9 protein-coding genes are annotated in these 12,230 nt (G+C 71.4%); 5 read left to right on the top strand and 4 right to left on the bottom strand.

Features of this window, described 5'->3' with window-relative positions:
* The first annotated feature begins 2 nt into the window (after positions 1-2).
* The 5 genes from ACWDS7_RS04050 to ACWDS7_RS04030 all read left to right on the top strand — a co-directional run bounded on the left by ACWDS7_RS04050 (position 3) and on the right by ACWDS7_RS04030 (position 6,727).
* A complete protein-coding gene (locus tag ACWDS7_RS04050) occupies positions 3-2,288 on the top strand; it encodes a [protein-PII] uridylyltransferase (RefSeq protein WP_451928018.1) in 2,286 nt (761 codons plus the stop codon).
* Positions 2,289-2,509: 221 nt separating this feature from the next.
* Entirely contained in the window at positions 2,510-5,332 is a 2,823-nt protein-coding gene (locus ACWDS7_RS04045) for a nitrate- and nitrite sensing domain-containing protein (protein WP_451928017.1), read from the top strand.
* Entirely contained in the window at positions 5,329-5,751 is a 423-nt protein-coding gene (locus tag ACWDS7_RS04040; RefSeq protein WP_370879580.1) for a roadblock/LC7 domain-containing protein, read from the top strand. Before ACWDS7_RS04045 ends, ACWDS7_RS04040 begins: the two co-directional genes overlap by 4 nt.
* Before the next feature lie 132 nt (positions 5,752-5,883).
* Positions 5,884-6,159 (top strand): DUF742 domain-containing protein, encoded by a 276-nt coding sequence (locus ACWDS7_RS04035; protein ID WP_370879605.1) that lies wholly within the window; start codon positions 5,884-5,886, stop codon positions 6,157-6,159.
* Positions 6,140-6,727 carry a GTP-binding protein gene (locus tag ACWDS7_RS04030; RefSeq protein WP_370879581.1) on the top strand — a complete coding sequence of 196 codons (588 nt, stop codon included), beginning with the start codon at positions 6,140-6,142 and terminating at the stop codon, positions 6,725-6,727. The genes ACWDS7_RS04035 and ACWDS7_RS04030 overlap by 20 nt, the downstream gene beginning before the upstream one ends.
* A gap of 113 nt (positions 6,728-6,840) precedes the next feature.
* Here the strand turns inward: ACWDS7_RS04030 and ACWDS7_RS04025 are convergent, their stop codons facing one another.
* Genes ACWDS7_RS04025 through ACWDS7_RS04010 form a run of 4 tightly spaced genes read right to left on the bottom strand, consistent with a single transcriptional unit; the run spans position 6,841 to position 11,978 of the window.
* Entirely contained in the window at positions 6,841-7,770 is a 930-nt protein-coding gene (locus ACWDS7_RS04025; RefSeq protein ID WP_451928016.1) for an ABC transporter substrate-binding protein, read from the bottom strand.
* Positions 7,771-7,786: 16 nt separating this feature from the next.
* Positions 7,787-8,779 (bottom strand): ABC transporter substrate-binding protein, encoded by a 993-nt coding sequence (locus ACWDS7_RS04020; protein ID WP_451928015.1) that lies wholly within the window; start codon positions 8,777-8,779, stop codon positions 7,787-7,789.
* Positions 8,776-10,731, bottom strand: coding sequence for an ABC transporter permease (locus ACWDS7_RS04015; RefSeq protein ID WP_451928014.1), 1,956 nt, complete (start codon positions 10,729-10,731; stop codon positions 8,776-8,778). The genes ACWDS7_RS04020 and ACWDS7_RS04015 overlap by 4 nt, the downstream gene beginning before the upstream one ends.
* Positions 10,728-11,978, bottom strand: coding sequence for a quaternary amine ABC transporter ATP-binding protein (locus tag ACWDS7_RS04010; RefSeq protein WP_451928013.1), 1,251 nt, complete (start codon positions 11,976-11,978; stop codon positions 10,728-10,730). Before ACWDS7_RS04010 ends, ACWDS7_RS04015 begins: the two co-directional genes overlap by 4 nt.
* Positions 11,979-12,230: the final 252 nt, after the last annotated feature.

The raw sequence follows: 12,230 nt of genomic DNA, 5'->3' as shown, positions 1-12,230 counted from the left end.
CGGTGAGAGGCGACACCCGCTCGTACGCCGCGGCCCGCAAGGAACGGGCCGCGGACATCGACCGCTGGCTGACGGACCTGCTCCGGACCGCCTGCGGCACGCCGTACGGGCGCACGGGGAGGAGCGGGGACTCCAGGAGCACCGACGAGCGCGGCGCCCTCAGCGGTGTCGCGCTCGTCGCGGTGGGCAGCCTGGGCCGCGCCGAGCTCGCTCCGGGCAGTGACCTGGATCTGGTCCTGCTGCACAACGGCCGTGACGACGTGGCGCGCATCGCCGACCGCGTCTGGTATCCGGTCTGGGACTCCGGAGTCGGGCTCGACCACTCGGTGCGGACCGTGGACGAGGCCGCCACGGTCGCCAGAGACGACCTCAAGGCGGTGCTCGGGCTGATCCAGGCCCGGCACGTGGCGGGGGACCCCGACCTGACGCGCGCGGCCCGCGAGACGGTGCTCTCCGAGTGGCGGGCCGACTCCAGGCGCCGCCTGGGCGAGCTGCGCGAGGCCACCGACAAGCGCGCGGAGTCGAGCGGGGAGCTGGCGTTCCTGCTCGAACCCGATCTCAAGGACTCGCACGGCGGGATCCGCGACGTGCAGGCGATGCAGGCCGTGGCCGCCGCCTGGGTCGCATCGGCCCCGGGCCCCCGGGTCCGCGAGGCCTACGAACTCCTGCTCGACGTACGGCACGGCCTGCACCTGGTGACCGCCCGGGGCGCCGACCGGCTGGTCCTCCAGGAGCAGGACGCGGTCGCCGGGGCACTGGGCCTGCTCGACGCCGAGGCGCTGATGCGCAGGCTCGCCGAGGCGGGCCGGACGGTCGCGCACGCCTTCGACGCCACCTGGCGCACCGTCGACCGGCTGGTGTCGGGCCCCGCCCCCCGGGGCCGCCGCCCGCTCGCCGACGGCGTCGTCGAGCACGGCGGCGAGGTCGTGCTCGCCCGCGGGGTCAACCCGCGCAAGGACCCCGTGCTCGTGCTCCGCGCCGCCGCGGCCGCCGCGGAGGCGGGGCTGCCCCTCGCGCCCGCCACCGTGAACACGCTGGCGGCCCAGTCCCCGCCGCTCCCGGTCCCGTGGCCGGACGAGGCGCGGGACGCGCTGGTCGCGCTGCTCGGCGCGGGGCGCGCGGCGGTGCCTGTCTGGGAGGAGCTGGACCAGGCGGGGGTGCTGGTCCGGCTCCTCCCGGACTGGGAGCGGGTGCGCCACCGCCCGCAGCGCAATCCCGTGCACCGCTACACCGTGGACCGGCACCTGATCGAGGCCGCCGCCGGAGCCGCCTCCTTCACCCGCGAGGTGTCCCGGCCGGACCTGCTGCTCATCTCCGCGCTCCTGCACGACGTCGGCAAGGGCTGGCCCGGCGACCACTCCACCACCGGCGCGGTCGTGGCCCGTGACATCGGCACCCGGATCGGCCTGTCCCCGGCGGACGTCGACATCCTGGAGACCGTGGTCCGCCACCACCTGCTGCTGCCCGAGACGGCGACCCGCCGCGACCTGGACGACCCGGTGACGATCTCCCGGGTGGCCGAGGCGGTCGGCACGCGTGAGGTCCTCGAACTGCTGGCCGCCCTGGCCGTGGCCGACGGCAACGCGACCGGGCCGGCCGCCTGGAACTCCTGGAAGGCCTCCCTGGTCACCGACCTCGTGCGCCGGGTGCGCTCGGTCCTGTCGGGCACCCCGCCGCCGCCCGCGCCGGCGCTGTCGACCGCGCAGGCGTCGCTGGCCCGGCACGGCGGCGGCGCCGTACGGGTCAACGGGGGAGCGGTCACCGTGGTCGCGCCGGACCGGTCGGGACTGCTCTGGCGCGCGGCCGGCGTGCTCGCCGCCCACCGGATGGTGGTCCGCGCCGCCTCGGCCGCCTCGGCGGGGGCGACCGCCGTCATCGAGTTCTCGGTCGTCCCCGAGTACGGCTCGCCGCCCGATCCGGCGACCCTGGAGGCCGACCTGCGCCTGGTGCTGGCCGGCCGGCTCGACATCGAGGAGCGTCTGGCCAGAAGGGCCCGGTCGATGCGCCCGGCCCGGGTGCCGGTGGCCCCGCCGCGGGTCACCCTGGTGGACGACGCCTCCAACACGGCGACTGTCGTGGAGGTGCGCGCCCACGACCGTCCCGGACTATTGTGGCGAATCGGTAGAGCTTTTGGGGACTGCGGTCTTGACGTACGCGCTGCGCGTGTGGAGACTCTCGGCGCAGAGGCGGTAGACGTCTTCTACGTCGTAGACAGGGCCGGCCGTCCTCTGACCGATGAGGCCCAGCGGGCACAGGTGCGGGACCAGGTGCTTGCCGCCTTGCGGTAACCGTAATCCATCGTTCTCTTGTCACCTTCGTAACGATTAAGTCCGGTTTGTCGGTTTTGCCGATTATGTCCCGTGACCTTGTGGTCTGATGTTGGCCACTTATGTCGTGACGGTGAGGGGTAGCGAGAGCGGTGACGACGGCGACATCCGAGAGCGACGGTGCTCCGGCACACGACCGCGGCAAGCGGCCTGCCGCCCGGTTCGGCCTGCGGAACTGGCGCGTGCGGTCGCGCCTCACGGCCCTGATCCTGGTGCCGACCGTGGTGGGCGTCGCGCTCGCCGGCACCCGCGTGGTCACCTCCGTCGACAGTGTGGCGGGCTACCAGCGGACCGAGTCGGCGGCCGAATACTCCAGCGACATCCGCGACCTCGCCCAGGCGCTCGGTTTGGAACGTGACCGGGTCGCCTGGGCCTCCTTCCAGCCCTCCAACAAGGGGCTGAAGGACAACGCCGGGGCGCAGCGCAAGACCGTCGACGCGCTGGTCGGAAAAGTACTCCTCGACCTGCGGGCGATCGACGACTCCTACGGCCTCCGGGTGGCCGAGGCCGCCAGGGACGTGACCTACCAGCTCTCCGGCCTCAAGGAGCTGCGCGAGCTCTCCGGTACGGCCCAGGCGGAGCGGTACGGCCTCATGGTCGCCCCGCTGCTCCAGCTCCACGAGGAGCTCACGCTGGTCAGCGACGACCCGGAGATCGTCGGCAACACCCGTGCGCTCAGCGCGCTGGCCTACGCCAAGGAGGAGATCTCCAAGCAGCGGGCCCGCCTGCTGGCCGGCTACTACGCGCCCTCGCTGGTCAACGCCCAGGAGATCGAGAAGTTCATCGCCTCCCGGTCGCGCATGGAGGAGTACAAGGCGGACTTCGGCGTCGAGGCGAGTCCGCTCAACGGCCAGCTCCTCGTCAAGGCCATGATCGACGAGAGGGTGCACCGCGCCGAGCTGACCAAGGCCAGGGCGATCGTGCTGGCCAGCGACCCGGCCAACGAGGGCCGTCTGCTGTCCGACTTCAACGAGGTCAAGCAGTGGTTCTCCGACAACGGCGCGACCATCGACAAGATTCAGCAGGTCGAGGAGAAGGTCGCCGGTGACGTGATCACCCGGGCCCGGGACCTGGAGAAGGCCGAGCAGCGCAACGCGATCGTCACCTCCGGCCTCATCCTGCTCCTGCTGCTGCTGGTCCTCGGCCTCACCGTCCTCATCGCCCGCTCGATGGTCCTGCCGCTGCGCCGGCTGCGGGCCGAGGCGCTGGACGTCGCCGGATTCACCCTTCCCGAGGTCGTGCGCAAGCTCCGGGTCTCCGGAGACTCCCGCACCCCCGACATCGACCCCATCTCGGTCGACACCAAGGACGAGATCGGGGAGGTCGCCAAGGCCTTCGACGAGGTCCACCGGCAGGCCGTGCGGCTGGCGGCGGAGGAGTCCGAGCTCCGCTCCAACATCAGCGCGATGTTCGTCAACCTGTCACGCCGCACCCAGACCCTGGTCGAGCGGCAGATCTCGCTGATCGACGGCCTGGAGAAGGGCGAGGAGGACGGCGGCCGCCTGGCGGACCTGTTCAAGCTCGACCACCTGGCCACCCGCATGCGCCGCAACTCCGAGAACCTCCTGGTCCTGGCCGGTCACGAGCCGACCCGCAGGCGCAGCCAGCCGGCCAAGCTCGTCGACGTCGTGCGCGCCTCGCTGTCGGAGGTCGAGGACTACGAGCGGGTCCAGGTCAAGGTGCACCGCACGATCTCGGTCGCCGGGAGCGCCGCCAACGACATCGTCCACCTGGTCGCCGAGCTGGTGGAGAACGCCATCCAGTTCTCACCCCGGGCCAGCCAGGTCGTGGTCTCCAGCAGCATGATCGAGGGCGGTGCCGCGCTGCTCGCGGTCAGCGACGCCGGCATCGGCATGACCACCGAGGAGCTGATCGAGACCAACCGGCGCCTGGCCGACCCGCCCGTCGTCGACGTGTCGGTGTCGCGGCGGATGGGCCTGTTCGTGGTCGGCCGGCTGGCGCTGCGCCACGGCATCCGCGTCCAGCTCCGCCCGCAGGAGATCGGTGGCCTCATCGCCATGGTCCTCTTCCCGCCGGAGCTGATCGTCGAGGCGGCGCAGCCGCCGTCCATCACCCCCTCGTGGGGCGCCGAGCCGCAGGCCCAGCAGCCCGCCCCCGATCAGTCCCCCTTCGGCCAGAACTCGTTCGGGCAGACCTCGTTCGGGCAGAACTCGACCCCCTCGGCCTCCCCGTTCGGCCAGAACTCGTTCGGGCAGACCTCGTTCGGGCAGGTCCCCGACCCGCAGGCGTCCCCGTTCGGCTCCACGTCGTTCCCCGGCGGCCAACCGGCCCCGGACCGGCCGCAGCCGCTCAACGCCGGCCCGTCCGGCGCCCCGGCGCCCACCGGCGGATCCCCCCTTCCCAAGCGTCCGGTCCCCGGAGCGAACGGCGGCGGGAGCGTTCCAACCCCCGCGGCCCCGTCCTGGGGGCAGCCTCCTCAGGAGGATCCGGCGACCGCGTCGATGCCCGCCGTACGGGTCTCCCCGCTCGAATCCGAGCAGGAGGAGTTCCTGCCGATCTTCGCCTCCATCGAGTCGGCCTGGTTCCGCCGGGCCGACGACACGGGTGAGCAGGCGGCCGTCGCCGAGGAGCCCGCGCCCCGGGAGACCCCCGCGCCGCCGGACCCGCTCGGCTCGGTCGACCCCGCGGTCGAGGCGCCCACGCCCCCGGACGGCATGCCGGTCCGCGAGCCGGTCACGCAGCAGGCGCCGGTCCGGGAGCAGGGCGGTTGGCAGACCGCGGCCGACGCCGGATGGCAGGCGGCCCAGGCGGCCAGCGACCCGGCCCTCGGTGGGATCACCTCGGCCGGTCTGCCCAAGCGGACCCCCAAGGCCAACCTGGTGCCCGGCGCCGCGGCCAGCGCGCCGTCCAGCCCGATGCCGTCCCTCTCGCCCGAACGGGTGCGTAGCCGTTTGTCGAGTTTCCAGCAGGGCGTACGGCGGGGCCGTGCCGAACTGAACGAGGAGACCGCCAGAACCCTGGCAGATAAGGAGGAGGGCTCGTGACGACCCTGAGCCATGAGGCGCGCAGGTTCGACTGGCTGATCACCGAGTTCGTCCGCGGCACCCCCGGTGTCGCGCACGCGGTGTGCGTCTCGGCGGACGGCCTGCGGATCGCCAGCTCGGACGGGTTCCCCGACGACCGGGCCGACCAGCTCGCCGCCGTCGCGGCGGGCCTGCTCAGCCTGACCGTGGGCGCGTCCCGCGTGTTCGACGGCGGGGCGGTCACCCAGACGGTGGTCGAGATGGAGCGCGGGCTCATGCTGGTCATGGCGATCAGCGACGGTTCCGTGCTCGCGGTGCTGGCCTCTCCCGAGTGCGACATGGGGCTGGTGGCCTACCAGATGACGCTGCTCGTCGACCGGGCGGGCCAGGCGCTCACCCCGGCCCTCCGGGCCGAGCTGCAGTCCTCCAGGGGGCGGTAGTGTCCGAGTCCTTCGCGGCAACCGAGTCCTTCACTGGAGAGGGACGTGCTCGGGAGTGACGGAACCGGGGACGAGGAGCCCCTGTTCCGTCCATACGCGGTCACCGGCGGCCGATCCGAGCCCCGGTATCACATGGCGATGGAGACACTGGTCTCCTCCTCGTTCATCATGGACGAGGAGCTGGCCCTGCTCACTCCCGAGCAGGACGCCATCATCAGGATGTGCCGTTCGTTCCGTTCGGTCGCCGAGATCTCGGCGCTGCTGAGGGTCCCCCTCGGGGTGGCCCGCGTGCTGGTGGCGGACATGGTCGACGAGGGCCTCGTCCGTCTCCACCAGCCACGGCTCGAACAGGGACAACCGGATCTAAACATGCTCGAAAGGGTGCTCAGTGGACTTCGCAGGCTCTAACCACGGCGGCCTGACGTCGACGAAGATCGTTGTAGCGGGCGGGTTCGGCGTCGGCAAGACCACGTTCGTGGGCGCGGTTTCGGAGATCCTCCCCCTGACCACGGAGGCGGTGATGACCGACGCCAGCGCCGGCATCGACGACCTCGGTCTCACGCCGAACAAGGCGACGACCACGGTCGCGATGGACTTCGGCCGCCTCTCGCTCGACCGGGACCTGATCCTCTACCTGTTCGGCACGCCGGGCCAGCACCGGTTCTGGTTCATGTGGGACGACCTGGTCCGCGGCGCGCTCGGCGCGGTCGTGCTGGTCGACACCCGGCGGCTGGCCGACGGGTTCCCGGCGATCGACTACTTCGAGGAGGCCAAGCTCCCGTTCGTGGTCGGCATCAACGGCTGGGACGGGCGCTTCCAGCACACCGAGGACGAGGTGCGGGAGGCCCTGGCCCTCGCCCCGCACGTCCCCGTCGTGCGCACCGACGCCCGCTCCCGCGACTCCGTCAAGGGCACGCTCATCACGCTGGTCGAGCATGTCCTGCGGGTCCGCGCCGCCTACGGCATGTCGGTCTAGGCCGGGCGCGGCCCGTACGGTCTGTGGCCTTCCGGTCCGGGCCGAGCACGTCCTGCGGGTCCGCGCCGCCTACGGCATGTCGGTCCAGGCCGGGCGCGGCCCGCGGCGGTGTGTCAGTCGGGCACCCAGTCCTTCCACACGATCCGGTTCGCGTCGATCCACTTCTGGGCCGCCTGGTCGGCGTTCAGGCCGTTGTTGGTCATGTCATCGGCGACCGCGTTCTGCTGGCCGTTCGTCCAGGTGAAGTTGCGCACCAGCTCGTAGGCCCGGCCGCCGGTGTCGGCGAACCTCCTGCTCACGATCTTGTCGAGCAGGTAGGGCGGGTAGTCGCACGCGACCTTGGCGGCGTCGGCGTCGCAGCCGATCGCGTAGGGCGGCAGGTTGATCTTGGCCAGCTTGATCTGCGTGAACAGCCACTGCGGTTCGTAGAAATACATCAGCAGCGGGGTGCGCCGCCGTGTCGCCGTTCTGGCGGCCCTTATCAGGGCCTTCTCGCTGCCGGCGTAGACGACCTTGTAGTCGAGCTTGAGATTGCGGACCAGGGCCTCGTCATTGGTGACGTATGAGGCGTCCCCGTCAAGGAGCTGACCGAAATTACCTGATTTATCGGTCTTGAATAGGTGGGCGTACTTGTTGAGCTGCCGCCAGTCGGTGATATCCGGGTACCGGTCGGCCATCCACTGCGGGACATACCATCCGATCACCCCTCTGTTCCCGTTTCTTCCGGCGGATACGGCGACCTTCTTCTCCTCGATGTAGGTCTTCTTCTCGGTCTCGTGGCCCCAGTTCTCGACGATGACGTCCACCGTGCCCTTTTCGAGCCCCTCCCAGGACTGGGCCTCGTTGAGCTCCACCCTCCGCACCTCGTAGCCGAGCTCCTGTTCCAGGAGCCGGCCGAGCACCGCGGCGCTGGCCTCGTAGCCCGCCCACCCGTTGATGGCGATCTTCACGGTGCCGCCGGCCGGCGGAGGCCCCGCCTCCTCGCCGCTGCACGCGGTGAGGAGGAGGAGCGCCGCGACGGCGCCGGCGAGTTGTCTTCTCACGGAATCGGCCGATCGGTTACTTGGGGATCCAGGAGGCCCAGACGGCCGGGTTCGCCTCGACCCACTTCTTGGCCGCGTCCTCGGGGCTCAGACCGTTGTTGGTCATGTCGTCGGCCACCGCGTTCTGCGCCTCGTTGGTCCAGGAGAAGTTCTTGACCAGCTCGTAGGCCCGGCCGCCGGTCTCGGCGAACTTCCTGCTCACGATCTTGTCGAGGTCCAGCTCGGCGTAGTCGCAGGCGACCTTCTTGGGGTCGGCGTCGCAGCCGTCGGTGTGGGGCGGCAGGTTGACGCGGACCAGGTCGATCCGGCTGAACAGCCAGTGCGGGTCCCAGAAGTAGAACAGCAGCGGCTTGCGCTGCTTCTGGGCCTGGGTGGCCGACTCGATCAGCGCCGCCTCGCTGCCGCCCACGACCACCTTGTAGTCGAGCTTCAGGTTCTTGATGATCGCTTCTTCGTTGCTGACGTAGGACGGGTCACCGAACAGGAGCTGTCCCTTGCCGCCCGACTCCGAGGTCTTGAACAGGCCGGCGTACTTGTTCAGGTTCTTGTAGTCGGTGATGTCGGGATACTTGTCCGCCATCCATTTGGGGATGTACCAGCCGATGACGCCCTTGTTGCCGGTGGAGCCCGCCTCGGCGGCGACCTTCTTCTCCTCGATGAAGGTCTTCTTCAGGTCGTCGTGACCCCAGTTCTCCACGATGAGGTCGACGTCGCCGCTCTCGAACCCCTCCCAGGAGACCTGCTCGGCGAGTTCCTTCTTCTCGACCTTGTAGCCGAGCTCGTTCTCCAGCAGATATGAGAGCACGGCGGCGCTGGCCTCGTAGCCGGCCCACGGGTTGACGGCGATCCTCACGGTGCCGCCCGTGGCCGGTGCCGACGACCCGGTGGCGCCGGTGGGCGGCTGCCCCGGGCCGGCGCCGGTCTCCACCTTGGCGCCACCGCAGCCTGCGGCGGCCAGCCCGAGTGTCAGAACACCGGCGAGCAGGCGGACTCTACGTCCGATCCTCATGCGATCCTCTTCTTCTTTCGGGGGGAAGGGCGCCTGTCGGCGCCCTGCGTTATCCGGTCGAGCACGATCCCGAGCAGCACGGTGGCCACCCCGGCCGCGAAGCCCATGCCGAAGTCGGTGCGCTGGGAGAATCCCGAGACGACGTCGTAGCCCAGGCCGCCCGCGCCGACCAGCCCGCCGACCACGACCATGGCGAGTGTCATGACGATGCCCTGGTTGGCGGCGAGCAGGATCGCCGGGCGGGCCATCGGCAGCTGCACCTTCCACAGCAGCTGCCGGCCGGTGGAGCCGGACGACCGCGCGGCCTCCACGGCTGCCGGGGAGACGTTCCTGATCCCGTCCTCCACCAGCCGGACGACCGGCGGCACCGCGTAGACCACCGAGGCGAAGATCGCGGTGAACCGGGTCGCGCCGAACAGCGCCAGCGCGGGCAGCAGGTAGACGAAGGCGGGCATGGTCTGCGCGGCGTCGAGCAGCGGCCGCTGCGCGGCGGCGAACCGGGGGGAGCGGGCCGCCGCGACGCCGAGCACGAGCCCGGCGGCCAGGGTCGGCACCACCCCGGCCAGCACGGTGGTGAGCGTCTCCATGGTGTGCTGCCACAGCCCGAGCAGGGCGGTGGCGAGCAGGCACCCCACCGCGGTGACCGCGGGCCGCGCCCCGCCGGTCCGCCAGGCGAGCGCGAGCACGGCCGCCGCGACCAGCCACCAGGGGGCGGTGGTGAGCACCGTCTGCAGGGGGTTGAGGAGCGCCTCGGTGGTGGCGTTCCTGATCGCGTCGGTGACGCCGTACCAGGAGAACTTGGCCCAGTTCACGGCCTCGTTCACCGGCCCGGCCAGGTGGAGCACCCACTCCTGGGGGAACTCGGCGGGCAGGGGCCGGGCCGCGAGCCCGGTGGCGAGGAGGAGGAGCGCCGCGACGGCGAGCCGGGACCGGGAGGAGAGGGCGCCGGAGGGCACGGGCCCGCGCGCCGCGGCGGCCATGGTGATCCGGTCCAGCACGACGGCCATGACCACGATGGCGATGCCCGCCGGGAGCATGAGGCCCACGTTGGCCCGGGAGAGCCCTCGGACGATGTCCGAGCCCAGCCCCGGGGCCGCGATCAGTGCCGCGATCACCACCATGGACAGCGCCATCATGACGGTCTGGTTGATCGCCAGCGCGATCGTGGCGCGCGCCATCGGGATGTGGACCTTGCACAGCGTCTGCCGGCGGGTGGCGCCGAGCGCCGTGGAGGCCTCCACGGCCGTCGGGGAGACCTGCTCGATGGCCAGCGCGGTGATCCTGATCGCGGGCGGGATCGAGTAGATCATCGTCGCGACGGTGGCCGACGCGGGCCCGATCTGGAAGAACAGCACCATCGGCGCCAGGTAGGCGAATGTCGGCATGATCTGCATGACGTCGAGGACCGGGGTGAGCAGGCGGCGCAGCCGTACCGAACGGCCCGCCCACACGCCCAGCGGCAGGCCGACGAGCAGCGAGAGCAGGACCGCCGTGAGCACGAGCGCGAGGGTGTCGGCGGCGGCCTCCCACAGCCCCAGCACCGCGAACGAGCCGGTCCCCAGTACGGCGAGCAGCGCGGTCCGCAGGCCGCCGGCCAGCCAGCCCAGTGTCCCCGCGGCCCCGATCAGCCCCACCCAGCCGGCGCCGTGCAGCGCGAGCCGGAGAACGTCGTGGAGGGCGCCGACGGACAGCCGCACGTAGTTCACGAAGAACAGGAAGAGCGGACTCTCGTTGCGGTTGGCGTCCACCCAGTCCCGCGCGTCGTTGACGGCTGCGAACTGCGCGGCGTCGTCGTCGTGGGGGAGGAGCGCGGTGCCCCGGAAGAGCAGGTAGGCGGCCACCGCCACGGCCGCGCCGCCGAGCGGTGCCAGCCAGGACGGCAGCGGCGTCCTGGCGCGGGGGGTGGGTGGGGCCGCCTGCGCCGGGGAGAGCGCCGCCGGCGGGGAGGTCATGCCCCGGCCCCGCTGGCCGGCCGGGGCCGCTCCGGGCGGGCCCCGGAGCCCGGGGGGTCCTGCGGGCGGCCGGCTCCCGAGCGCGTGGGGTCCTGCGGGCGGCCGGCTTCCGAGCGCGTGGGGTCCTGCGGGTGGCGGGCGTCCGGTACGGCCACGCCCGGGCCGCCGGCCATCGCCGCGAGGATGTCGAGACGGTCGACCACGCCGATCAGCTCCCCGTCCCGCATGACGCGGATCGGCCGGGCCGACGCCATGGCGGCCGGTACCGCGTCGCGGATGACGGTGGCCGCCGGGAGCGCGGGACCGTCGAGGTGCTCCTCCTCCAGCGGGGGGCGGCAGATCCAGCGCAGCGAGAGCACCTCGCTCCTGGGCACGTCCCGGACGAAGTCGGCCACGTAGCCGTCGGCGGGTGCGCCGACCAGCTCCTCGGCGGTGCCGAGCTGGACGATCGCGCCCGCCCTCATGATCGCGATGCGCTCGCCGAGCTTGAGCGCCTCCGACAGGTCGTGGGTGATGAACACCATGGTCTTGCCGACCTCGCGGTGCAGGCGGATGACCTCCGCCTGCATGTCCCGGCGGATCAGCGGGTCCAGCGCGCTGAACGGCTCGTCGAACAGCAGCACCTCGGGGTCCACGGCCAGTGCCCGGGCCAGGCCGACCCGTTGCTGCATGCCGCCGGAGAGCTGGTCGGGGCGGGCGTCGGCGGAGCCGTCCAGGCCGACCAGGGAGAGGATCTCCCGGGCCCGCCGGTGCCGTCGCGCCCGGGGGACGCCCTGGACCTCCAGCCCGTAGGCGACGTTGTCGAGGACCCTGCGGTGGGGCAGGAGGCCGAAGTGCTGGAAGACCATGCTGACCCGGTGCCTGCGCAGGTCCCTGAGCTGGGCCGGGGAGGCGGCGCGCACGTCCTGGCCGGCGATCGAGATCTCCCCGGCGGTCGGCTCGATCAGCCGGGTCAGGCAGCGGACCAGGGTGGACTTGCCGCTCCCGGACAGGCCCATCACGACGAACACCTCGCCGGGCCGTACCGCGAAGCCGACGTCCCTGACGGCGGCGACGCAGCCGGTCTTCTCCCGGAGCGCGGCCGGGTCGAGCCGCGCGTCGGGGCCGTCGAGAACGCGCTCGGCCCGGGGGCCGAAGATCTTCCACAGCCCGCGGACCTCGATCGCGGCACCGTCGGATGGGGCCACTGTCTCCTCCAAAGCTCGGCGCCCGGATCCGGCGAGCCTCCGGATGTAAGGAGTCAACATATGGGGGAAATATCGTGAATCACAATCATGTGATCTTTTGGAGGCCGCCGCGCTTATACCCGTTCTCCTTTCTGGAACGGTGCAAACGGCCATACGGGCACGAGAAATACTTAATAAGGTTATATGGATGTCCGTAATAAGGGTTCCAGCCTTAACTGGAGCTCCAGATCTTATCCCTGCTGCCTCATAAGTAATCATTTGTGGAGCTGTGTTCGATTGGCCCCACCGGTAGAGATGTGCTCGAATTACCGG

The sequence above is a fragment of the Streptosporangium sp. NPDC003464 genome (assembly GCF_053588315.1).
This window is presented reverse-complemented; position numbering and strand designations above follow the sequence as displayed.

Coding starts and splice junctions, on each gene's coding strand:
- ACWDS7_RS04035 (WP_370879605.1), top strand. CDS start 5,884: ATGGCGATGGAGACACTGGTCTCCTCCTCGTTCATCATGGACGAGGAG.
- ACWDS7_RS04020 (WP_451928015.1), bottom strand. CDS start 8,779: ATGAGGATCGGACGTAGAGTCCGCCTGCTCGCCGGTGTTCTGACACTC.
- ACWDS7_RS04015 (WP_451928014.1), bottom strand. CDS start 10,731: ATGACCTCCCCGCCGGCGGCGCTCTCCCCGGCGCAGGCGGCCCCACCC.
- ACWDS7_RS04010 (WP_451928013.1), bottom strand. CDS start 11,978: ATGTTGACTCCTTACATCCGGAGGCTCGCCGGATCCGGGCGCCGAGCT.